Source organism: Paludibaculum fermentans, from assembly GCF_015277775.1.
GTDB classification, from domain to species: domain Bacteria; phylum Acidobacteriota; class Terriglobia; order Bryobacterales; family Bryobacteraceae; genus Paludibaculum; species Paludibaculum fermentans.
This window is the reverse complement of sequence record NZ_CP063849.1, coordinates 8,483,933-8,504,832: the sequence shown is the minus strand read 5'-3', so window position 1 is coordinate 8,504,832 and position 20,900 is coordinate 8,483,933. Positions and strand designations below refer to the sequence as shown.

At 62.6% G+C, this 20,900-nt stretch carries 19 protein-coding genes and 1 tRNA gene; 12 read left to right on the top strand and 8 right to left on the bottom strand.

Annotated features, from left to right (window positions below):
- The 3 genes from IRI77_RS33720 to IRI77_RS33710 all read left to right on the top strand — a co-directional run bounded on the left by IRI77_RS33720 (window position 1) and on the right by IRI77_RS33710 (window position 2,764).
- Window positions 1-486 carry an SRPBCC family protein gene (locus IRI77_RS33720; RefSeq protein ID WP_194449324.1) on the top strand — a complete coding sequence of 162 codons (486 nt, stop codon included), beginning with the start codon at window positions 1-3 and terminating at the stop codon, window positions 484-486.
- Complete coding sequence (locus tag IRI77_RS33715) at window positions 483-1,436, top strand: TIGR01777 family oxidoreductase (protein WP_194449323.1); 954 nt, start codon at window positions 483-485, stop codon at window positions 1,434-1,436. Before IRI77_RS33720 ends, IRI77_RS33715 begins: the two co-directional genes overlap by 4 nt.
- A 647-nt stretch (window positions 1,437-2,083) precedes the next feature.
- Entirely contained in the window at window positions 2,084-2,764 is a 681-nt protein-coding gene (locus IRI77_RS33710; protein ID WP_194449322.1) for a Rossmann-fold NAD(P)-binding domain-containing protein, read from the top strand.
- A 1,010-nt stretch (window positions 2,765-3,774) separates the two neighbouring features.
- Here IRI77_RS33710 and IRI77_RS33705 read toward each other — a convergent pair.
- The 5 genes from IRI77_RS33705 to IRI77_RS33685 form a co-directional block, all read right to left on the bottom strand.
- Window positions 3,775-3,957, bottom strand: a complete 183-nt coding sequence (locus IRI77_RS33705; RefSeq protein ID WP_194449321.1) for a hypothetical protein — start codon at window positions 3,955-3,957, stop codon at window positions 3,775-3,777.
- Window positions 3,938-4,552, bottom strand: a complete 615-nt coding sequence (locus tag IRI77_RS33700) for a hypothetical protein (protein ID WP_228486454.1) — start codon at window positions 4,550-4,552, stop codon at window positions 3,938-3,940. Before IRI77_RS33700 ends, IRI77_RS33705 begins: the two co-directional genes overlap by 20 nt.
- 426 nt (window positions 4,553-4,978) lie before the next feature.
- A tRNA-Ser gene (locus IRI77_RS33695) sits at window positions 4,979-5,068 on the bottom strand.
- A gap of 136 nt (window positions 5,069-5,204) precedes the next feature.
- Window positions 5,205-6,572 carry a sigma-54-dependent transcriptional regulator gene (locus IRI77_RS33690; RefSeq protein WP_194449320.1) on the bottom strand — a complete coding sequence of 456 codons (1,368 nt, stop codon included), beginning with the start codon at window positions 6,570-6,572 and terminating at the stop codon, window positions 5,205-5,207.
- Window positions 6,569-7,663 carry a two-component system sensor histidine kinase NtrB gene (locus IRI77_RS33685; RefSeq protein WP_194449319.1) on the bottom strand — a complete coding sequence of 365 codons (1,095 nt, stop codon included), beginning with the start codon at window positions 7,661-7,663 and terminating at the stop codon, window positions 6,569-6,571. The genes IRI77_RS33690 and IRI77_RS33685 overlap by 4 nt, the downstream gene beginning before the upstream one ends.
- A 200-nt stretch (window positions 7,664-7,863) precedes the next feature.
- Here IRI77_RS33685 and IRI77_RS33680 point away from each other — a divergent pair, with 200 nt between their 5' ends.
- Genes IRI77_RS33680 through IRI77_RS33660 form a run of 5 tightly spaced genes read left to right on the top strand, consistent with a single transcriptional unit; the run spans window position 7,864 to window position 14,735 of the window.
- On the top strand, window positions 7,864-9,132 hold the full coding sequence (locus IRI77_RS33680) for a TolC family protein (protein ID WP_194449318.1): 1,269 nt from the start codon (window positions 7,864-7,866) through the stop codon (window positions 9,130-9,132).
- Window positions 9,129-10,427, top strand: a complete 1,299-nt coding sequence (locus IRI77_RS33675; protein ID WP_194449317.1) for an efflux RND transporter periplasmic adaptor subunit — start codon at window positions 9,129-9,131, stop codon at window positions 10,425-10,427. The genes IRI77_RS33680 and IRI77_RS33675 overlap by 4 nt, the downstream gene beginning before the upstream one ends.
- On the top strand, window positions 10,424-13,690 hold the full coding sequence (locus IRI77_RS33670) for an efflux RND transporter permease subunit (protein WP_194449316.1): 3,267 nt from the start codon (window positions 10,424-10,426) through the stop codon (window positions 13,688-13,690). Before IRI77_RS33675 ends, IRI77_RS33670 begins: the two co-directional genes overlap by 4 nt.
- Window positions 13,648-14,412 carry a hypothetical protein gene (locus IRI77_RS33665; protein ID WP_194449315.1) on the top strand — a complete coding sequence of 255 codons (765 nt, stop codon included), beginning with the start codon at window positions 13,648-13,650 and terminating at the stop codon, window positions 14,410-14,412. Before IRI77_RS33670 ends, IRI77_RS33665 begins: the two co-directional genes overlap by 43 nt.
- Window positions 14,413-14,414: 2 nt before the next feature.
- Window positions 14,415-14,735 carry a hypothetical protein gene (locus tag IRI77_RS33660; protein ID WP_194449314.1) on the top strand — a complete coding sequence of 107 codons (321 nt, stop codon included), beginning with the start codon at window positions 14,415-14,417 and terminating at the stop codon, window positions 14,733-14,735.
- A 2-nt stretch (window positions 14,736-14,737) separates the two neighbouring features.
- Here IRI77_RS33660 and IRI77_RS33655 read toward each other — a convergent pair whose 3' ends face one another.
- From IRI77_RS33655 to recN, 3 genes are read right to left on the bottom strand one after another with little or no spacing between them, the layout of a single operon-like run.
- A complete protein-coding gene (locus IRI77_RS33655; protein WP_194449313.1) occupies window positions 14,738-15,217 on the bottom strand; it encodes a hypothetical protein in 480 nt (159 codons plus the stop codon).
- A gap of 39 nt (window positions 15,218-15,256) precedes the next feature.
- Window positions 15,257-15,730 carry a WbuC family cupin fold metalloprotein gene (locus IRI77_RS33650; RefSeq protein ID WP_194449312.1) on the bottom strand — a complete coding sequence of 158 codons (474 nt, stop codon included), beginning with the start codon at window positions 15,728-15,730 and terminating at the stop codon, window positions 15,257-15,259.
- The gene (gene recN / locus IRI77_RS33645) at window positions 15,723-17,402 is read right to left on the bottom strand and encodes a DNA repair protein RecN (RefSeq protein ID WP_194449311.1); all 1,680 of its coding nucleotides are present in this window, start codon (window positions 17,400-17,402) and stop codon (window positions 15,723-15,725) included. Before recN ends, IRI77_RS33650 begins: the two co-directional genes overlap by 8 nt.
- Before the next feature lie 163 nt (window positions 17,403-17,565).
- Here recN and IRI77_RS33640 point away from each other — a divergent pair, with 163 nt between their 5' ends.
- The 4 genes from IRI77_RS33640 to IRI77_RS33625 are packed head-to-tail and all read left to right on the top strand — an operon-like array spanning window position 17,566 to window position 20,865.
- Entirely contained in the window at window positions 17,566-18,243 is a 678-nt protein-coding gene (locus IRI77_RS33640) for a MotA/TolQ/ExbB proton channel family protein (RefSeq protein WP_194449310.1), read from the top strand.
- A 6-nt stretch (window positions 18,244-18,249) separates the two neighbouring features.
- Entirely contained in the window at window positions 18,250-18,687 is a 438-nt protein-coding gene (locus IRI77_RS33635; RefSeq protein WP_194449309.1) for an ExbD/TolR family protein, read from the top strand.
- 7 nt (window positions 18,688-18,694) lie between these two features.
- Window positions 18,695-19,483, top strand: a complete 789-nt coding sequence (locus IRI77_RS33630) for a TonB family protein (RefSeq protein ID WP_194449308.1) — start codon at window positions 18,695-18,697, stop codon at window positions 19,481-19,483.
- A complete protein-coding gene (locus IRI77_RS33625) occupies window positions 19,480-20,865 on the top strand; it encodes a PD40 domain-containing protein (protein WP_194449307.1) in 1,386 nt (461 codons plus the stop codon). Before IRI77_RS33630 ends, IRI77_RS33625 begins: the two co-directional genes overlap by 4 nt.
- Window positions 20,866-20,900 lie beyond the last annotated feature (35 nt).

The window sequence follows — 20,900 nt, the reverse complement described above, 5'->3', positions numbered from 1 at the left end:
ATGGTCACGCTAAGAGAAGTTACTGTCATCCGGGCGCCCATCGCACGTTGCTTCGACCTGGCGCGCAGCGTCGAGGCACACCTCGCCGGAAATGTTCATTGGGGTGAGGCGGCCGTTGCCGAGGGCGGCATCCATTCCGGGCTGGTCGACCTTGGACAACGTGTCACCTGGCGCGCGAAGCACTTTGCCGTCTGGCAGCGGCTCACGAGCGAGATCACCGCGATGGATCGGCCCGTGTACTTTCAAGACACCATGGTCGAGGGCCCCTTTCAGTCCATGCAGCACGATCATATTTTCCGGGCGACCTCTCCGGACATGACGGAGATGGAAGATCTATTCCGCTTCGCCGCTCCGCTGCCGGTCATCGGGCGCGTGGCCGAGATCCTGGTGCTTCGCAGGTACATGCGAAGCCTGCTGCGAGAGAGGAATGCGGTTCTGAAGGAACTCGCGGAATCCGGCACTTGGGAAAGGCTGCTGCCTGCATGAGAATCGTCATTCCGGGCGGCAGCGGCCAAGTAGGCCGGATGCTGGCTCGTCATTTCCACGCGCACGGGCACATCGTCACGGTGTTGAGCCGGAATCCTGCTCCAGCTCCGTGGCGCGTTCGCGCGTGGGACGGCGTCACCCCTGGCGACTGGGTAGCCGACCTCGAACGGAGCGATGTGTGCGTCAACCTCGCCGGAAGGAGCGTAAACTGCCGGTACACCACGCGAAATCGACTTGATATTTACGAGTCGCGGATCCTCAGCACCCGGTTGTTGAATCAGGTCGTCTCTTCTCTGGCTGAGCCGCCCCGGCTGTGGATCAACGCGAGCACTGCGACCATTTACAGGCACGCCCTGGATCGCGCGATGACGGAAGCAGACGGCGAGTTGGGCGGTAACGAGCCGGGCGCTCCTGATACGTGGAACTTTTCGATTCAAGTTGCAAAAGGATGGGAAGAGGCGTTCTTCTCGACGCCGACTCCGCTCACGCGCAAGATCGCTATCCGCAGCGCCCTTACCCTCAGCCCGGACCGCGGAGGAGTGTTCGATACTCTCCTGGGCCTCGTCCGCCATGGTGTGGGCGGCAGACACGGCTCGGGGACGCAGTTTGTTTCCTGGATTCACGAAGCGGACTTCGTCCGGGCGATCGAGTTCCTGATCGCACGTGAAGAGTTGAGCGGCGTTGTGAACGTCTCTTCGCCGGAACCGCTCCCCAATTCCGATTTCCTGCGAGCCTTGCGCGAAGCGTGGGGCGCCCGGCTTGCCTTGCCCAACCCGCAGTGGCTCATTGAGGCCGGCGCTTTCCTGATGCGCACCGAATCGGAGCTAATCCTGAAAAGCCGCCGTGTTCTGCCGGGCCGCCTGCTGGCCGCCGGATTTCCGTTTGCTTTTCCGGAGTGGCCCACTGCAGCCCGAGACCTGGTTGCCCGCTCACGCCGGAATTCCGGTTAGCACGCGCGGCGCGCAGGGCCACGGGCGTCCATCGGTCTTTCGGCAATGCCTGGGTGGTGCTTGCAGTCCGTGCACGTTCTGGGCGTTACGCCGTCCTGTCAGCGAAGGTGGCGATACCACGGTTCCGGCCTCCAGGTTCTTGCCCAGGGTGCATACTTGGCCTCCTCGATCAGCTTGAACTTCAGCTGGTAGCCGCCCCACCATGGAGGCTGGTGAAGAAGTGCAGGTCGAGTGCGGCTCCGGCCCTAGGGTCCGCATTCGCGCCGCCACCGTTGCACCCGGATGCCCCAGCCGGAACGTCCTGCGGAAGGGGCATCGTGCAGTGAGACGGCTCAGCCCGGCGCCCTTGTAGTATCTGCTGGATATGCCGCGGAGCTCTGTCCGAAGGGCGGGCGGGGATCGCCGTTCTGGGTTCGATGGTTGAGGGGACCGGCGGAATCGTGGAAAGGAGAGGGCCGTCTGGGCTGAGTTCCTGGGTGATTCCTCCGCCACTTGGAGGCCGGGTTTAGGCGATTCGCGGTGGGACCGGTCAGGCTGAAGGGCATCCGATTCATCCGACCTTATGGGAGCGCGGCGCTGTCGTCATGTATGACCCTTGGGTTCGGGGGGAGAAATTTGTCCGGCCGATTCACCTGTACGCTTGAAGCATGCCAGCCTTTCGCGTCCTGATCATCGGTGGTAGTGGGCAGGTGGGTGCCGCCGTGGTGCGGGCATTGGTTGCCCTGCCGTCGTGTGCTGAAGTCGTGATGGTCAACCGCAAGGCGACGCCGCTGGCCGCGAGCGATCGTTTGCGGCAGGTGATTCTGGACACGGGAGCGGCCGGGTTTCCAGCGGAAGTGACCAAACTCGCGATGAGTATGCGGGCGCTCGGCAACCCAGTCTATGGGGCCTCCTGTGTTGGTGTCGGCAAAGGCAGTGCGCAGTGGACCGAGGAAGAGTTGAAGGCCCTCGAACTCGGGGTCGCCGGTGGCTTTGCCCGAGGCTGCCACAACGGCGGCATTGAGCGATTCGCGCTCCTCTCCGCAGTGGGCAGCAACTCGAAGAGCAGGATCCGCTACGTGCGCGTCATGGGCCTGAAGGAGGAGAAGGTCGCAGCGATCGGGTTCAAGCGCCTCGCGATCTTCCGCCCCGGCATCATTGGCGGCAACGTGCACACGCCCGCCTACGTTGCCTGGCTGGGACGCCTCATTCCGGGACGGTTCGGAACGATCGAACAGGATGACATTGGACGCGCCTTCGCGGCCGAATTCACGAATAGCACGACTACCGGGGTCGCATACTTCGAAAATGGAGCGATGAAGCAGCGGTCTCGGGCGCTCACCCGGTAGCCCGTGGCCGTGTCGAGCCGGCCTTCGAGTGGCCGGCACTATGGCGTTGCGGGATGTCCCCGCTCGAAGGCGAGGCGAAAGACTTGCAACACGGGGAAGGCTCTCCCGCGTGGAGATGCGTTGCCTCATTGGACGTCGTTACGGTCGTATCGAACCGCCTGGCGAGAGTCGTCATGCCGCTCCTGGGCGAGAGGGGCAGTGCTGTGGATGGTCGGGTGAATGATTGGTTGGATCAGGTATATATACCTGTAGCAATTGGATCTCTCACGCTTGCTCAAGAAGAGGGAGGTAAGTGGCTTATTTACAATGGATTGAGGGATTCTTTACACGAAACCGCGCCCATCTATGATGCGGGTATATATACCCGCATCATGAATGGGCAAAAATCTGACAAGCGCACGCATTTTCAATGACTTGGCGATCGCCGAAGGCGGCGCCAGCGGTCATTCCGCACCCATTCTGTGATTCCAAGCGTCGCCCGTTCCACAGCCGACCAGGCGCCTACTGCGATGCGATTGCTTCCAGGCGCCGGAGCACGGGGTCGATTCGAGCCTGACTCGCCGCGTCCGGAATGAGATATCCGGGCAGTGCGTCAAGAAATCCGGGCGTCTTCAGTAGGCCACTGATCTCGGCGCGCAAGTAGGCGCGGAGGTCAGCGACACCCGCCTGGACCTCCGCGACAAGTTCCGCGCGACCATCCACGACTGAGATGAGGTCCTCCAGATCGTGACTACCGAAGAAGTCGCCCTGCCCACGGCCCTTGAACGCTTCGAGCTTCGTAGCGAGAAAATACGGACCTGTGATAATGCGGATCTCGAGGTCGCCGGCAACCGTTCAATGACCAAAGGTTCCATCGCAGATCGATACCAGCGGTTGGAGAGCCCGAGAATATTCTCGTCAAGGGGCAACACATCGAGCGTCGTCTCGTGTTGGACCCACCTGCACGGAGGCGCTCCTTCCCGGGCGTCTTCATGGAATTGCAAAGCTCGCAGCCGCTCTCCAAACGCTTCCTATTCCGCGTAGGAGGTGATCTCGGCGATCGCATCCACATCGAATGTTGTTCGCGGTCCGGCAGCGGTCTGGTCCGTAATCAGGAGGCCGGTGACCGTCCCGCCAACAAACACGAGTTCCCCAAGCAGCGGGCGCAGGAGCCGTGCAGCGACAACTAACTGCTCACGATTTGAGTCGTTCATTTGCTTCCCTGAAACGCCTGCACAGTCCCGCCTCGGCCGCCTTCCGCTCACGGGCGCGGCCGTCCCGCAAGGCGTCGGCGAGGGCCAGATACTCGTAGAAACAGGAGTCGCGCAGAGCGGCGATAGGGGCAGTCTTGTACAGCGGCTCAAACGCGATGCCCCGCTGCTTGCCCTCCGCGTACGGCCAGACGGGAACCAGGTCATCCCCTTGCGTGATCAGGCCGCGAAGCGGCTCGGCGGCATACGAGGTGGGAACCCCGCGGGTGACTTCGCCCCGTTCGGGCGGAAAGACATACTTCAGCCCGTGCACGAGGAACTCTTCGAGCGCGGCAAAGTTCCGCCGATTCTTCCTTTGCGGCCCGTGGAGTAAGCGGCTACCTTCCGAGCGGCGCACGCAAGCGTGCACCTCAGATGGGCTCATGACCAACTCCGCGGCCAGTTGGGAGTACGGCGCACGATCCGCCCGGGATGCCAAGATCTTGAGCACCACATACACGTCTTGTGGCTTCAGCACCATGCCATCCAATCTATATTCGCGAATCGCGAATTGCGAATCAGGCCGCCGATGGACGCCGATGGACGCCGATGTGAACATCCAGGGGCGTTGGCTGGGCGTCGCCGGCTCCGAAGACCAATCGCCAATTGCATTCCGCCCGCGTCGAAGCGAGCGGACCAGGCGTGATAGGGAAAGGGATCCTAACGGGCATCCCTGGCTGGACTTCACCCACGCGCAATTAAAGGGAGACGGCATTTCCTTTAGTACCGCCACCTGCTATTAAGGGATGCCGGGGGTTCTCATCATGGCAATGCGGCCGAAGGCTCGGGCCCTCCGGTGTGTAGGGCGTGCAGGGTTATGCGGCGCGGGGATCCCGCTGACCGGGTTATCAGATTATTCAGGATGTCGCGATGAAGTAGGAGGAGAGCCAGTGGCTGGCAGTTGGGACAAACCTGTGGCCGACAGTAGGGTTAGTTTGGAGAAGCTAACGGCCGGAGCCAGTTCCTGTCGCGAACGCCTTGGAACTGGCGGTGAGGGTGGGATTCGAACCCACGGAACCCGTAAAGGTTCAACGGTTTTCGAGACCGCCCGATTCAACCACTCTCGCACCTCACCACACACTAGACTAGCTGAATCCAGGGGGGTTCCGCAACGATGGGGGGCCTCGATTGGGGAAGAAGGGCGGTCAGGGGACCGCCTGCGGACCTGGGGGTCCGCCCTCCTATCCAGAGCTGATTGGCTGGAAGACCGGCTAGTCCTTCTTTAATCCGAACTTCTCCATACGATAGATCAGGACTTTGCGGCTGATGTCCAGGTAGTCCGCCGCCTTGGTCTGGTTCCAGTTGCACTTCTGGAGGGCCCGCAAAACCAGCTCCTTCTCCACCGCTTCGAGGCTGATGCCTTGCGGGGGGAGTTCAAGCTGGATCGCTTCCAGGGGGTCGCGCTGGCGGCGGAGGTCTTCGGGGAGGTCGGCGATCGTGATTTCCGGACCTGGGGAGAGGACTACCAGGCGCTCCACGATGTTCTCCAGTTCGCGGACGTTGCCGGGCCAGCGGTAAGTGGAGAAGTGGGGCAATAGGGTTTGGGGCAGGATGAGATCGGGCCGCTCCAGGCGCTGTTTGAACTTGTGGAAGAACATGGCCACCAGTTCAGGCACGTCGTCCGGGCGCTCACGGAGGGGCGGGAGTTCCAGCGGGATGACGGCGAGGCGGTAGTAGAGGTCTTCGCGGAAGGTGCCGTTTTCGACCATGGCCTGCAGGTTGCGATGAGTGGCGGCGATGATGCGGACATCGACCTTCACCGGTTGTGTGGCGCCGATCTTTTCGATCTCGCGTTCCTGGATGAGGCGCAGCAGCTTCACCTGGAGCTCCAGCGGCATTTCCCCGATTTCGTCCAGGAAGAGGGTGCCCTGGTCGGCCATCTCGATTTTGCCTTGTTTGGCGACGACGGCTCCGGTGAAGGAGCCGCGGGTGTGACCGAAGAGCTCGGATTCCAGGAGTTCCCTGGGGATGGCGCCGCAATTAATGACGATCATGGGGCGGTCGCGGCGCGGGCTGTTGAAGTGGATGGCCTTGGCCAGGAGTTCCTTGCCTGTGCCGGTTTCGCCCCGGACCAGGACGGTGGAGGCGCTTTGGGCGGCGCGAGCAGCGTTCTCGAGGGTGGAGAGCAGGGCTTTGGAGCGGCCGATGATGCTTTCGAAGCCGAACTTGCGGTCGATGGCGGTGCGGAGGGACTGCACTTCGCGGCGGAGTTCGTGGTGCTCCAGGGCTCGGGCGAGAATGATGCGGAGGGCGTCGGAGTTCACCGGCTTGATGATGTAGTCGAAGGCTCCGTGTTTCATGGCTTCGACGGCGGACTCAATGGTGCCGAAGGCGGTGACGACGATGACGATGATTTCGGGGTAGTCCTGACGGATGCGCTTCAGCAGGTCGAGACCGGACATGCCGGGCATGCGGAGGTCGGTCAGGACCAGATCCTGAGGGTGGCGTTGGAGGAAGGCGAGGGCTTCATCGCCATCGGCGGCGGTAGAGGCTTCGTAGCCGGCCTGCTGCAGGCGGAGCTGGGTGACGCGCCGCAGGCTCTCCTCGTCGTCGACAATCAGGATGCGTTTGCCGGTCACGGTTGTACGGCCTGTTTCTGCGGGAACGAAAGGGTAAACATCAGTCCTCTATCGGGATTGCGGGTGACAGCCACTTTGCCGCCGTGCTGGGAGACGATCTGGTGGACGACGGAGAGGCCGAGGCCGGTGCCGGTGTCCTTGGTGGTGAAGAAGGGATCGAAGATGCGGTCGAGCAGTTCCTCGGGCACGCCTTCGCCTTGGTCCTTGACCCGGATCTCGAGGCTTTCGCGGCTGGATTCGACGTCGACGCGCACTTCCCCGCCCCTCGGCATGGCCTGGGTGGCGTTCAGGATGAGATTAAGAAGGACTTGGGCCAACTGTTCCTCGTCGCAGACCAGACGCGGCGGACCGCCGTGAAACTCTTTGGCAAACCGGATGCCATTCTTGGCGGAGTGGGCGACGAGTTCAAGGACTTTGTCGAGAACTCCGGCAACGTTCACTTCGCGCCATTCCGGATGGCGGGGGCGGGCGAAGTCGAGGAGGCTGGAGAGCAGGCGGTTGAGGCGGGCGCATTCCTTGCGGATGATGCCAAGGGTCTCCTGGCGAACCTCTTCGGGTTCGCCGCCCACTAGCAGGACTTCGGCGGCGCCGTCGATGCTGGCGAGGGGGTTGCGGATCTCGTGGGCCAGGCCGGCTGCGAGCTGGCCGATGGCAGAGAGGCGATCAGCGCGTTTTACCTGTTCAAAGGTGCTCTGGAGTTCCTGGTAGACGTGGCTGAGTTGTTGAGCTGTTTGTTGGAGTTGCAGGCGGCGATGGCGTTCCTTGTCGGCCAGGATGCCGGTGACGGCTCCGACGGCGAAGAACATGATGATCTCGACGTATTGCTCGAGTTCGTAGTGGCGCATGCCGGTCCAGGCGGTCATGATGTGCGGGAGGTAGGCGAGTCCCGCGGTGGCGGCGGCGGCGAGTCCGCCGATCCAGCCGAAGGTGATGGCGGCGAAGACGACCGGCAGGTAGTAGGCGCGCTGGAAGACTCCATGCCACATCAACTGGCTGGGCGGGGTGAAGTAGTGGCCGGCGCTGATGGCGGCGATGGCGGCCACGACCAGGGCGATGGCGACCCAATTGGTTTTCTGGCGTTCTGGCTCCACAGGGGTCCCGATGTAGGGAGTGTAACGTAGATGGGCGCGGCGAGCGGACTTCCGGCGGTGCCTCATTTTGGACAATCGCCGTCTGAAAGTCTCCAGGTTCGACACGGGCGGCGGGCTGGTGCCGAGCACAAAGCATTGACCCGGAAAGAGATAGACAAGTCCGCGAGGTTGGCCCAGGAACTGCCCTTGTCTGGACAGTGATGGATACACGCCCGCCCATCTTCGCAATCCGGTTCAGCCTGACGGTGCTGATGGCACTGGGGTGGCTGCGGGCCGCCGAACCGCCCGGCAGCCTCAAGGCCTTGCTGGCTGAGGCCCTGAGCAACAATCCGGAGATCCTGGCCTCGCAGAAACGGTATGAAGCGGCGCGGCAGCGGCCGGGCCAGGTGAGCAGCCTGCCGGACCCGATGTTTTCGCCAGGGTTTGCCAGCAACGGGCGGCCGTGGCCAGGCGCAGGACTAGGCAAGGAACCGACGTCGAATATCGGCTTCATGGTGTCGCAGGAAGTGCCGTGGCCGGGCAAGCGGAAGCTGCAGGGCGATATGGCGGTGAAGGAGTACGAGGCCGAGTTCCAGAACTACACGCAGGCGCAGTTGAGCGTGGTGTCGAGGATCAAGCAGGCGTACTACCGGCGGGCTTACGCGTTTGAGGTCGTGGAGGTTCTGGATCGCAACATTGACCTGCTGAGGCGGCTGCTGAAAATCACCGAAGCGCGGTACTCGGTGGGCAAAGCGGCGCAGCAGGATGTGTTCAAGGCCCAGACGCAGATCTCGATTCTGGCGACGAAGCGGATCCAGTTGGAGCGCGAGAAGCGGGCGCGGGAGGCGGAGATCGTGAGCCTGGTGAACCGGGCTCCGGGGTCGTCGCTGGAGAAGCCGGATGCGCTGTTGCCGCAGGAGATGAAGGTGGGACTGGAGGAGTTGTACGAGGCGGCAAAGCAGAACTCGCCGATGCTGCTGAAGGACGAGAAGATGATCCAGCGCGCGGAGCTGGCGGTGAACATGGCGCGCAAGGAATACTATCCCGACTACACGATCAAAGCGGGGTACTTCAACATGGGCTCGATGCCGCCCATGTATCAGTTGAGCGCCGACTTCAAGATCCCGCTCTATTTCTTCCGCAAGCAGCGGCCAGCGGTGACGGAGCAGTCGCAGACGCTGGCGGCGTCGCGGCGCGATTACGAAGCGAGCAACCAGTCGCTGCACTTCCGGATCAAGGACGACCAGTTGATGGCGGAGACGTCGAACCAACTGATCAAGCTGTACAGCCAGACGGTCATTCCGCAGTCGAGCCTGGCGCTGGAGTCGTCGCTGTCGTCCTACGAGACCGGATCAGTGGACTTTCTGACCGTGCTGATGAATTACGTCACGGTGGTCGAGTACGAGATGAATTACTACGAAGAGCTGCAGAACTACTACCTCGCCGTGAGCCGGTTGGAAGAGATGACGGGGAGGAGCCTGCTGCCATGAAGGTTCTGAAGGTCCTCCTGGCCCTGGTGCTGCTGGCGGCGGCGTTCGTAGGCGGTTTCGGGTATGGGCGGTGGTATGGTCCGCGCGAGGCGAAGGGCTTGCACCAGGCCGAGAAGCCGCACGGGTACCACTGCCCGATGCATCCGAACTTCCGGTCGGACAAGCCGGGCGAATGCGGCATCTGCGGAATGAGGCTGGTGCCGGACGAGGCGGATTCGGCTGGCACGAAGGCGGCGGGCGGGGACCTGGCGAGCATGCCGGCGGGCACGATCCATGTGTCAGCGGAGAAGCAGCAACTGATTGGCGTGCGGTATGGCGTAGCGGAAGAGGCGGCGGGGTCGCACAGCTTCCGGGCGGTGGGCAAGGTGGCGATCGACGAGACGCGCCAGGCGAGGGTCCAGTCGAAGACAGAGGGCTGGATCGACCAGGTGTTTGTGAACTTCACCGGCAAGCTGGTGGAGAAGGGCCAGCCGCTGCTGACGTTGTACAGCCCGGAGCTACTGGCGAGCCAGCACGAGTATCTGCTAGCTCTCAAGAGCCGCGAGATCCTGAGGAACAGCACGCTGGCGGGGACCGGCGCGCAGGGCGAGTCACTGATCAACGCTGCCCGGAAGCGGCTGGAGCTGTGGGACCTGACGGCGGAGCAGATCGCGGGGATCGAGAAGTCGCGGCTGCCGGTGACGAATATCACGCTGCATGCGCCGATCAGCGGCTATGTCATGACGCGCAATGCGTTTCCGAAGCAGCGCGTGATGCCGGAGACGGAGCTCTACAGCATTGTGGACCTGAGCCGCGTGTGGGTGATGGCGGATGTGTTCGAGAACGAGATGAGCATGATCCGCGAAGGAATGGGCGCCACGCTGACGTTGAGCTACGCCGGTGGACGGAAGATCGCGGCGCGGGTGAATTATATCCAGCCCCAGGTGGACCCGATGACGCGCACGCTGAAGGTGCGGCTGGAGGCGGAGAATCCGGGGCTGCTGTTGAAGCCGGACATGTTCGTGGACGTCGATTTCACAGTGTCGTCGCCGCGGCGCGTGAGTGTCCCGGCGGATGCGGTGCTGGACGCGGGGTTGCGGAAGACGGTGTTTGTGGATCGCGGAGACGGGTATTTGGAGCCGCGCGCGGTGGAGACGGGCGACCGGATCGGCAACAGGATCGAAATCCTGAAGGGGTTGGCGGCGGGCGAAAAGGTGGTGACGTCAGGCAACTTCCTGATCGATAGCGAGAGCCAGATGCGGTCACCGGGCACCGGCGCGGCGACGCACGATCATGGGCAGGCGGCAAAGCAATGATCGACCGGATTATTGAGTTCTCGGCCGCGAACAAGTTCCTGGTGTTCATCCTGGTGGGGTTCGCTGTCGTGGGCGGAATCTACTCGATGCGGACGGTGCCGCTGGATGCGATTCCGGACCTGAGCGATACGCAGGTGATCGTGTACTCGCGGTGGGACCGCAGTCCGGACATCATGGAGGACCAGGTCACGTACCCCATCGTCACCACGATGCTGGGCGCGCCGAAGGTGAAAGACGTGCGCGGGTTCTCGGACTTCGGGTATTCGTTCGTCTACATCATCTTCGAGGAAGGGACTGACATCTACTGGGCGCGGTCGCGCACGTTGGAGTATCTGTCGTCGGTGCTGCCGAGGCTGCCGCAGGGTGTGAAGACGGAACTGGGTCCGGATGCGACTGGTGTGGGCTGGGTGTTCCAGTATGCGCTGGTGGACACGACGGGCAAGCGGTCGCTGGCGGAGCTGCGGTCGCTGCAGGACTGGTTCCTGAATTACCAGTTCAAGTCGGTGCCGGGCGTGGCGGAAGTGGCGCCCATCGGCGGGTTCGTGCGCCAGTATCAGGTCAACGTGGATCCGAACCGGCTGCAGGCCTACAACATCCCGATCATGCGGGTGGTGGAGGCGGTGCGGAAGGGGAATGACGACGTAGGCGGGCGGTTGATCGAGATGGCCGGCGCGGAGTATATGGTGCGCGGACGGGGGTACGCCAAGAGCGAGGAAGACATCGGCAAGATCGCGCTGGGCGCGAGTGAGAACGGGGTGCCGATCCGGGTGAGTGATGTGGGTACGGTGACATTGGGTCCGGACATGCGGCGCGGCGTGGCGGATTACAACGGCACGGGCGACGTGGTGTCGGGGATCATCGTGATGCGGCAGGGCGAGAACGCGCTGAACGTGATTGAGCGCGTGAAGGCCAAGATCAAGGAAGTGGAGCCGGGGCTGCCGGCGGGGCTCAAGATTGTCAGCACGTACGACCGGTCGGACCTAATCCTGCGGTCGGTTGAAAACCTGAAGGGCACGCTGACCGAGGAGATGATCATCGTCTCGCTGGTGATCCTGGTGTTCCTGTGGCATGTGCCCAGCGCGATCATCCCGGTGTTCACGATTCCCATTGCAATCATCATCTCGTTCATCCCGATGAAGATGATGGGACTAACGTCGAACATCATGTCGCTGGGCGGCATCGCGATTGCGATTGGGGCGATGGTGGATGCGGCGATTGTGGTTGTCGAGCAGACGCACAAGAAGCTGGAAGAGTGGGAACGGACCGGCCGCAAGGAGGATTACCACCGGGTGGTGGTGAATGCGGTGAAGGAGGTGGGCGGGCCCAGCTTCTTCGCACTGCTGGTGATTGCGGTGTCCTTCCTGCCGGTGCTGACGCTGGAGGCGCAGGAAGGGCGGTTGTTCAAGCCGCTGGCGTACACGAAGAACTTCTCGATGATCGTAGCCGCCGTGCTGGCGATCACGCTGGACCCGGCCATGCGGCTGCTGTTCACGCACATGCAGAAGTTCCAGTTCCGTCCGGCCTGGCTGGCGCGGGTGGCGAACGCGGTGCTGGTGGGGACGATTCACTCGGAAGAGCACCACCCGATCAGCCGCATCCTGATCCGGATTTATGATCCCGTGTGCCGCTGGGCGCTGCGGTGGAAGTACGCAGTGATTGCGGCCGCCGTGGCGATGGTTCTCGTGACCATTCCGGTCTTCGAGAAGCTGGGCTCGGAGTTCATGCCGCCATTGAATGAGGGCTCGCTGCTGTACATGCCTTCGACGCTGCCGGGCATTTCCGTGAACGACGCGCAGCGGCTGATGCAGGTGCAGGACCGGATCATCAAGAAGTTTCCGGAAGTGGAGTCGGTGATGGGCAAGGCGGGCCGGGCGGAGACGTCGACGGATCCGGCTCCGCTGTCGATGATGGAGACGGTGATCGTGCTGAAGCCCGAGACGGAGTGGCGCAAGGTGAGCACGTGGTATTCGGATTGGGCGCCGGAGTGGTCGAAGGGCGTGTTCCGGCGGTTGACGCCCGATCACATCACCCAGGACCAGTTGGTGGAAGAGATGAATGCGGCACTGAAGCTGCCGGGCGCGTCGAATGCGTGGACCATGCCGATCAAGGGCCGTATCGACATGCTGACGACGGGCGTGCGGACTCCTGTGGGGATCAAGATCTACGGGTCCGACCTGCGCCAGATCGAGCGGCTGGGCGGCGAGGTGGAAGCGCTGCTGCCCAGGATCGAGGGAACTCGCAACGTCTTCGCGGAGCGGACGGGCGGCGGGTATTTCCTCGACTTCGACTGGAAGCGGGATGAGCTGGCGCGGTATGGGCTGACGATCGCGGACGCGCAGGATGTGCTGATGAGCGCGATCGGCGGGGAGAACGTAACGACGACCATTGAGGGCCGCGAGCGGTATCCGGTGAATGTGCGTTATTTCCGCGACTTCCGCAGCGATGTGAACATGCTGGGCCGGGTGCTGGTGCCGACGATGGACGCGAAGAAACAGGTGCCGATCTCGGAACTGGCGAGCATCAAGACGGTGACGGGGCCCGGGATGCTGCGCGATGAGAACGGGCTGCTGAACGGGTATGTGTACGTCGACGTGGCGGGCCGGGATGTCGGCAGTTATGTGGAAGAGGCGAAGAAACTGGTCCGCGACAACATCAAGCTGCCGCCCGGGTACACGATCGCGTGGAGCGGACAGTATGAGGCCATGCAGCGCGTGAAAGAGCGGTTGACGGTGATCCTGCCTGTGACGCTGTTCCTGGTGCTGATGCTGCTGTACCTGAATACAAAGTCGCTGACGAAGACGCTGATCATCATCCTGGCCGTGCCGTTTTCGGCGGTGGGCGCGATCTGGTTCCTGTACGCGCTGGGCTACAACATGAGCATCGGCGTGTGGGTGGGGTTGATCGCGCTGATGGGCGTCGATGCCGAGACGGCGGTCTTCATGCTGCTCTACCTGGACCTGGCTTATGAGAAGGCCAAGAAGGACGGGCGGATGTCGACGCTGGGCGAACTGCAGGATGCGATTCACGACGGCGCGGTGAAGCGGATCCGGCCCAAGTTCATGACCGTGGCCTGCATGTTCCTGGGTCTGGTGCCGATCATGTGGTCGGCCGGAGCGGGCGGCGATGTGATGAAGCGTATTGCCGCGCCGATGATCGGCGGCATCTTCACGTCGTTCCTGTTGGAGCTGGTGGTGTATCCCGCAATTTACGAGGTTTGGAAATGGAACAGCGAAGTCAAAAAGCAATCGCACGCACAGGCCTAGCCGTGTTCGCGCTGGCGGCGGTTTCGGTGCAGGCCGCCGAGTTCCGGTTCCAGGCGCTGCACGACCATCTGCTGGTGCGGAAGGATCAGCCGGCGACGCTGGTGGTGGATGAGCATGGCATCACGTTCCAGGAGCAGAGCCGGAAGAAGAAGACTCCGGATCAACTGCACCATGGACACTGGGGCTACCAGGACATCGAGCAGCTCTACATCTCGCCGGAGAAGATCCGGATCGTGACGTACCAGGACCGGAAGTGGGCGCTGGGGCTCGACCAGGAGTACGAGTTCAAGCTGCTGCCGGGCCAGGATGTGCGGCCGGTGTACGAGATGCTGAAGACGCGGCTGGACCGCAGGTTCGTCGCGGCGGTGGCGGACGAACAGGTGCAGGCCTTGTGGGAACTGCCGGTCAAACTACTGGGCAAGCTGAACGGCTCCCAGGGCACACTGGGGTTTGCGAACGACCGGGTGGTGTATGTGACCGACCGCAAGGAAGCGTCGCGCACCTGGCGGTACCAGGACATCGAGAACATCAGCAGCTCCGATCCGTATCAACTGACCATTACGTCCTTCGAGCGCGCCAGCACGCACTATGGCAGCCGCAAGGGCTTCAATTTTCAACTTAAGCAGCCGCTGGACGAGAAGCGATTCAACCTCGCCTGGCGGAAGCTCAACGCCGTTCATGGTCTTGAGCTGCTGACTTCGATACCCGAGAAAGGCAATTGATCATGAAGAAACTAATTCCCCTCACCCTGATGTATGCCGGCCTGATGATGGCCGCCGGAGGGTCGCAGGTCTTCACCGGCGTGATTACGGACACGATGTGCGGAGGCGACCACAAAGCCATGGGCGCCGCGAATGACGCCAAATGCGTGCGCGACTGCGTGAAGATGGACAAGCGGTATAAGTACGCGCTGTATGACGGGAAGAACGTGTACACGCTAAGCGACCAGGCGGCGCCGGAGAAGTTCGCGGCGGCCAAGGTGAAGGTGACGGGTACGCTGAGCGGGAAGACGATCCAGGTGGAGAAGATCGAGGCGGCGAAGTAGAACTATCGGGCCAGGGTTGCGAAGTCGATCACCTGGCCGCCGTGCTGGCGGGCGAAGGCTTCGGCATCGGATTTGCCCGCGAAGGCCAGTTCGCCGGGGCTGCAACGGTCGAAGGTCGTCTGCATGGGCCTTTTGTCGGGACCCGGCGCGTGCGTGTGCTCCGTGCAGGGATTCACGTCGCTGTTGCGGACCACGTAGGCGCCGGCGGTCGCCAGCGGCTTGCCGGTGTTGAAGTCTGTGAGTTCGACGATCTGGACGGACTTGGTGGATTGCAGATGCTCGGAGCGGGCACAGGCCGGGCAGCAGAAGACCGCCTGCTTCCCGTCGAGCAGGGCCACCGTGCGGGAGTTCTTGTGAACGGGGCGCTGGCATGCTTTGCAGAGTTCGCCCGCCTGCCACCCAACGGCGTTGCAGCCTGCGGTAATTGCCGCGGGCAATAGACACACGGAGAGCCAGGCTCGTCTGGACAGAGTTCGATTCATTGGCGCCCGCTCCTTACCTCTATGCTAGCCGGTGTGGAGCTACGGCAGGGAAAGCAGGCTTTCCAGATAGTTCACGGCGCCCGGATCCCCTTCCGCTGGGGCCCAGGGCGCGAACTCCTTGTCGGTGGCCGGATCCCAGGGGCCGGGCTTCACCTCGTACACGGCAGCCCAATCGCTGGCAACACAGACTGTATGCCAGAGACCCGGGGCGACGTCGATCCCACGCCCCGGGCCTTCCGCCGAGAGCAGCCAACTGCCGGCAACGACGCCCTGCTCGTCGAAGGTGAAGAGGCGGACGCTGCCGTTCATCAGCACCCAGCTTTCCGCCTTGGCGGGTATCTTGTGGCGGTGCGGTTGGACGTAGGTGCCCCGCATCATTACGTTGAGGAAGCGGTGTGGGTTGTCCGCAGGACCGCTGTGAAAGTTATGGTTGATGCGCAGACGAGGGGCGGCAGCGGCACGGACGCGCAGGGCTTCGATCAGATCAGTGGTGATGAGTTGGACGTCAGCCACGGCGGGCGTACTCCTCTATCAGCTTCTCGGCATGGCGCAGGGCCTCGGCGCTGAGGTGCTGGCCGGACAGCATGCGGCCAATCTCGCGAACGCGTTCGTCGCCGAGCATCTCATCCACCTGGGCCGAGGTGCGGCCGGCGGATTCGCGCTTCGACACGACGTAGTGATGATCGGCGAAGCCGGCGATCTGAGCCAGGTGCGTGACGCACAGCACTTGATTCGATTCGGAGATCTTCTTCAGCCGGCGGCCGATGGTTTCCGCGGCAGCTCCGCCGACGCCTGAATCTACTTCGTCGAAGACGAGCGTGCGGGCGACGCGGCCGTGGGACTTCGGCACGATGCAGGTCTTCAACGCCAGGGCCACGCGAGAGAGTTCGCCACCGCTGGCGACCTTGTCCAGCGGGCGAAGCTCCTCGCCAACGTTGGCGGAGACCAGAAACTCGACGGCGTCGATGCCGTGCGGGGCGGGATCCGCTGGCTTCATGGCGATGCGGAACGAGGTGCCTTTCATCGCCAAGCCGCCCAATTCGCTTTCGACCGCCTTTTCCAGTTTTTTCGCGGCCCTGGAGCGCAGGGCCCGCAGCCGTTCCGCCTTCACCTTGTATTCGGCTTCCCGGGTGGCGATGGCTGTTTCCAGTTCCGCGCGGCGTTCGCCGGCGGATTCCACGGCGTTCAGTTGGTCACAGACCTGGGCGTAGAAAGTGAGGATCTCATCGATGGTCGAGCCGTACTTCCTCTTGAGCTTTTCAATCTGGGCGAGGCGGTTCTCCAGGTCTTCCAGACGCTTGGGGTCGGCTTCCAGATGGCCCAGGTAGTGGCTGAGCTCCATGGCTGCTTCCTTCACCGCAATCTGGGCAGGGCGGAGGGTCTCGAGCAGGCCGGAGAGACTTTCGTCAATTTTCGCCAACTCTTCAACTTTTTTTAGCGCCAGACCCAAGCCGTTGGCGACCGCATGCTCGGACTCCGAGAGGGCGTCGTGGGCGATAGTGGCCGCTTCGCTGAGCCGGGCGACGTTTTTGAGGACCCGCTTCTCGTTTTCAAGCTGGGCATCCTCGCCGGCGCTGAGTTCGAGGGCCTCGATCTCCTTGCGCTGCATGTTCCAGAGGTCGGCCATGCGCAGTTTTTCCTGCTCAGTGCGGTTCAGATCCTGGAGGGTGCGGACCAGGGCGTGCCAATCCGCATAGGCGCTCTCCACCTCGGCCAGGGTCTCGGCCACGCCGGCCGCTTCGTCGAGTAGTTCCCGCTGCGAGTCGCCGGAAAAGAGCTTCTGCTGATCGTGCTGGCCGTGGATATCGCCGAGAAAAGGGGCTAACTCCTTTAAAAATGAGGCGGCTACGGGCCGGCTGGCGACAAAGGCGCGCGACTTGCCGGAGGCCAGGATCTCACGTTCCAGCAGGATTTCTCCATCCTCTGCTTCCAGGCCGGCGGCTTCCAGGACGCGGCTGAACTCCGGGCCGGCCGGCACTTCAAAGCGGCCGGACACGAAGGCCCGGGACGCCCCGGTGCGCACCATGTCGGCCGAGGCGCGCCCCCCCAGCAGCAGGCTTAAGGCGTCCACCATCAAGCTCTTACCGCTGCCTGTTTCGCCCGTCAGGGCGTTCAGCCCCGCGTGTAGGGGCAACCGCAGCCGCTCCACCACCGCGAAGTTCTCGACGACGAGTTCCACCAGCATTCAGACCAAGTATAAATTCAACGGCCCGGCCGGTTGTTGGCAACTTTTCGCGAGCCGCGGATCGTCGTACATAAAGAGGCGAAATTGTTCCAGGAGTCCGCCCGCCGGGCGATCCTTGGATATCATGGAATTTGAAGGACATTGAAGGAGTCAATCGTCGACCATGCCATTCATTGGCGCGTTCCTGCAGCTTTCCATCGTTGAACTGGTTCTGGGCGCTTCCCTCATCTCGAAGATCGTTCTGGCCATCCTGCTCATCGGTTCACTGTTGAGCTGGACGATCATCTTCGCCAAGTGGAGCCAGTTCAAGACCGCTGCCGAAGCGAATACAACTTTCCTCCGTGCCTTCCGCAAGGCTCCGAACCTGGACGCCGTGGCCGTGGCCGCGGAGCAGTTCAACAAGGCACCGCTGACCGGGGTATTTGACTTCGGGTATGAGGAAGTGGTGCGGCAGATGAAGTCGAGAGGCCAGATCGTCAACAAGGTCGCGCTGGAGCGGACCCTGCAGTTGGGGATCAGCGAAGAGCTCACGCGGCTGGAGCGCAGCATGAGCTGGCTGGCGACCACAGCGACGGTGTCGCCATTCATTGGACTGTTCGGCACCGTACTGGGCATCATCAACGCGTTTCAGGGACTGGGTTCAGCCGGCAGCGCCAGCCTGCGCGCCGTCGCACCGGGCATCGCAGACGCCCTGGTGGCTACCGCGGCGGGCCTGGCGGCCGCCATCCCGGCGGCCATCGCCTACAACGTGATGGGCCACTCCATCAAAGAGATTGGCGCGCGGATGGAAGACTTCGCGCTGGAATTCCTCAACCTGACTGAACGCCACTTCGAGGAGTAAACGCTCATGGCCTTCTCGATGAACAATGGCGGATTCGGACGCCGCAACGGCAGGAGCAGCGGCGCGCTGGCTGAGATCAACATCGTCCCGCTGGTAGACGTCGTTCTGGTGCTGCTGGTGATCTTCATGTTGACGGCGCATGTGATGGAGTTCGGCCTGGAAGTGGAAGTGCCGCGCATCAAATCCGGCAATGACAGTACCCAGGAACTGCCGGTGGCCACCCTGGACCGGCAAGGCAACCTCTCTCTGAACGAGAAGAAGGTGAACATCAACGAGATCGGGCCCGAGATCAAGCGCCGTTTCCCGGGCGCCACGGCGGTGTACCTGCGGGCCGACCGCCACACGGTTTACGAACCCATTGCCCAGGTTGTGGATGTGCTGGGCCGCGCAGGAATGAACGTACGCCTGGTAACACAACCCGAGGATTCCGGACCGGCGAAGTAATCGGCACATGGACCAACACGTCGACGTACTGGCAGAACGAGACTCGCTGAAGAGACCGCTCATCGGCTCTCTCGTGCTGCACGGTGCTCTCTTCGGTACGATCGGCCTCCTGACGGTGTTCCAGTTCGGCAAGACCGTCTCCTGGGGCGACCCGAATTCCATGGGGGGCGGCTCTGTTTCCGTCACGCCCGTCCAGCGGATTCCGCTGCCGGGCCGGACGGGTCCCAAGAACCCGGTGGCGGAAGACACCGAGTCGGAGATCCCCGAGGAAGTAAAGCCTAAGCCGAAGACCAAAGAGGCCGTGAAGGACGACCGCGAGGCGATCGCGCTGAAGTCAAAGAAGAAGCACAAGGCGGAGCGGACGGAACGGGCTTCGAACCGCGTTGATAAGCGGGAATACGAGAGCAACCAGGTTTATAGCAACGCGGGGCAGGCTGCGACGTCACCGATCTATGGCATGGCGCCGGGATCGGGTGGGGTCGGGGTAGGCGCCAATTCTCCCTTTGGCAGCCACTGCGGGGCCTATGCGACCTTGCTGCGCGACAGGGTAGGCCAGAAGTGGCGCACCGGCCAGGTCGACGCACGCATTCATACTCTACCGCCAGCGATCATCACCTTCGACCTGGCCCGCTCCGGCCAGGTTACGGGCATCAATGTCTCCCAGTCGAGCGGCAACCGAACGCTTGACTATTCGGCGCAGCGCGCCATCACCGAAGCCGCGCCCTTCCAGCCCATTCCTCGGGAGTGTGAAGGGAATCCGGCGCACATTGAGTTCTGGTTCCAACTGAAACGATGAAAAAAACAATCTCACTCAGCCTGCTCGCCGTCGGGTTTCTGGCCGCGCTCGCCTACAGCCAGTCGCAGGACCGGATCAAGATAGAAATCATCAAGAAGGACAAGCCGAAAATCGCCTTGCCGGACTTCCGCGGTGCCGGTGGAGCCGGCCCGTTGGTGGACACCTTTAACCAGACGGTCTTTGACGATATCCAGCGCTCGGGCCTCTTCAACATGGTGGCGAAGAGTTTCTACCCGCTGAACCCGCCCCAGCAGGAATCAGACCTGCGCCCCACCCCGGCTCCAACGCCCGGACGGCGCGGCGAACCGCCTACGCCGGCCAACTGCGGCGGACGGTGCCTGACGGACTGGAGCGGATCTCCGGTGAACGCCACCCTGCTGGGCTTCGGCTATGCGGCTGAACAGGGCGGGCAGTTTGTGGTGTTCGGGCACCTGTACAACGCCTCGGTCGCGGATGTCACGGGTGCGAAGCTGTTCCGCAAGCTGTACAACGCACCGCTGACCGCGGATGGAGCCCGCAAGCTGGGGCACGACTATGCCGCCGACATCCTGGCCCAGTTTGGAGCGCCGTCGCTGGCGGGGTCGAAGATCTATTTCATTTCGACGCGGACTGGATCGAAGGAGATCTGGTCGATGGATTTCGATGGTTCGAACCAGAAGCCGATTACTTCGTTCAGATCCATCACGACGTTCCCTGCGGTCTCACCCGATGGTACGAGGCTTGCATTTACCACTTATGCGAAGGGGCAACCTCGCATTATGATGTACTCCACCGTGACAGGCCGGTTCATCCCTTTCCTCAACCCGGAAGCACCGATGAACGCGACGCCCGGCTTCTCGCCGGACGGCCAATCGGTCTTGTTCTCGTCGAGCATCAGCGGGTTCGCCCAGATCTACATTGCCAATCTGGACGGCAGCAACCTGCGCCGGCTTTCCACTTCGCGCGCCATCGAAGTCGAGCCGAAGGTGAATCCGAAGACCGGAACGGACATGGTCTTCGTTTCGGGGCGCGGCGGACTGCAGCAAATATATAGAATGAATATGGACGGTGCAGACCCGATGCGCCTGACGACGGGAGAAGGCGAGGCCTCAAACCCGGCCTGGCACCCCGACGGAAAGGCCATTGCGTTCGCCTGGACCCGCGGCTTTGCTCCCGGCAACTGGAACATCTTCATCATGGATGTGGCCTCCCGGGAGACCGTACAGCTGACTCATGGCCAGGGCAGAAACGAGAATCCGAGTTGGGCGCCGGACGGGCGCCACCTGGTGTTTTCGTCCAACCGGGCGGGGGGCAGCCAGATTTTCACGATGTTGGCTGATGGAACAGAAGTGAAACAGGTCACCACACAGGGGTTCAACGAGAAGCCGGTGTGGACCAAGTGAACCACTATGGAGTTCCGAGCCGGTTTGAGTAATCG

What these genes read in the sequence shown, in the direction of transcription:
- IRI77_RS33720 (WP_194449324.1), top strand. Translation starts at nt 1, where the DNA reads ATGGTCACGCTAAGAGAAGTTACTGTCATCCGGGCGCCCATCGCACGT.
- IRI77_RS33715 (WP_194449323.1), top strand. Translation starts at nt 483, where the DNA reads ATGAGAATCGTCATTCCGGGCGGCAGCGGCCAAGTAGGCCGGATGCTG.
- IRI77_RS33710 (WP_194449322.1), top strand. Translation starts at nt 2,084, where the DNA reads ATGCCAGCCTTTCGCGTCCTGATCATCGGTGGTAGTGGGCAGGTGGGT.
- IRI77_RS33705 (WP_194449321.1), bottom strand. Translation starts at nt 3,957, where the DNA reads ATGAACGACTCAAATCGTGAGCAGTTAGTTGTCGCTGCACGGCTCCTG.
- IRI77_RS33700 (WP_228486454.1), bottom strand. Translation starts at nt 4,552, where the DNA reads ATGTTCACATCGGCGTCCATCGGCGTCCATCGGCGGCCTGATTCGCAA.
- IRI77_RS33680 (WP_194449318.1), top strand. Translation starts at nt 7,864, where the DNA reads ATGGATACACGCCCGCCCATCTTCGCAATCCGGTTCAGCCTGACGGTG.
- IRI77_RS33675 (WP_194449317.1), top strand. Translation starts at nt 9,129, where the DNA reads ATGAAGGTTCTGAAGGTCCTCCTGGCCCTGGTGCTGCTGGCGGCGGCG.
- IRI77_RS33670 (WP_194449316.1), top strand. Translation starts at nt 10,424, where the DNA reads ATGATCGACCGGATTATTGAGTTCTCGGCCGCGAACAAGTTCCTGGTG.
- IRI77_RS33665 (WP_194449315.1), top strand. Translation starts at nt 13,648, where the DNA reads ATGGAACAGCGAAGTCAAAAAGCAATCGCACGCACAGGCCTAGCCGTG.
- IRI77_RS33660 (WP_194449314.1), top strand. Translation starts at nt 14,415, where the DNA reads ATGAAGAAACTAATTCCCCTCACCCTGATGTATGCCGGCCTGATGATG.
- IRI77_RS33655 (WP_194449313.1), bottom strand. Translation starts at nt 15,217, where the DNA reads ATGAATCGAACTCTGTCCAGACGAGCCTGGCTCTCCGTGTGTCTATTG.
- recN (WP_194449311.1), bottom strand. Translation starts at nt 17,402, where the DNA reads ATGCTGGTGGAACTCGTCGTCGAGAACTTCGCGGTGGTGGAGCGGCTG.
- IRI77_RS33640 (WP_194449310.1), top strand. Translation starts at nt 17,566, where the DNA reads ATGCCATTCATTGGCGCGTTCCTGCAGCTTTCCATCGTTGAACTGGTT.
- IRI77_RS33635 (WP_194449309.1), top strand. Translation starts at nt 18,250, where the DNA reads ATGGCCTTCTCGATGAACAATGGCGGATTCGGACGCCGCAACGGCAGG.
- IRI77_RS33630 (WP_194449308.1), top strand. Translation starts at nt 18,695, where the DNA reads ATGGACCAACACGTCGACGTACTGGCAGAACGAGACTCGCTGAAGAGA.
- IRI77_RS33625 (WP_194449307.1), top strand. Translation starts at nt 19,480, where the DNA reads ATGAAAAAAACAATCTCACTCAGCCTGCTCGCCGTCGGGTTTCTGGCC.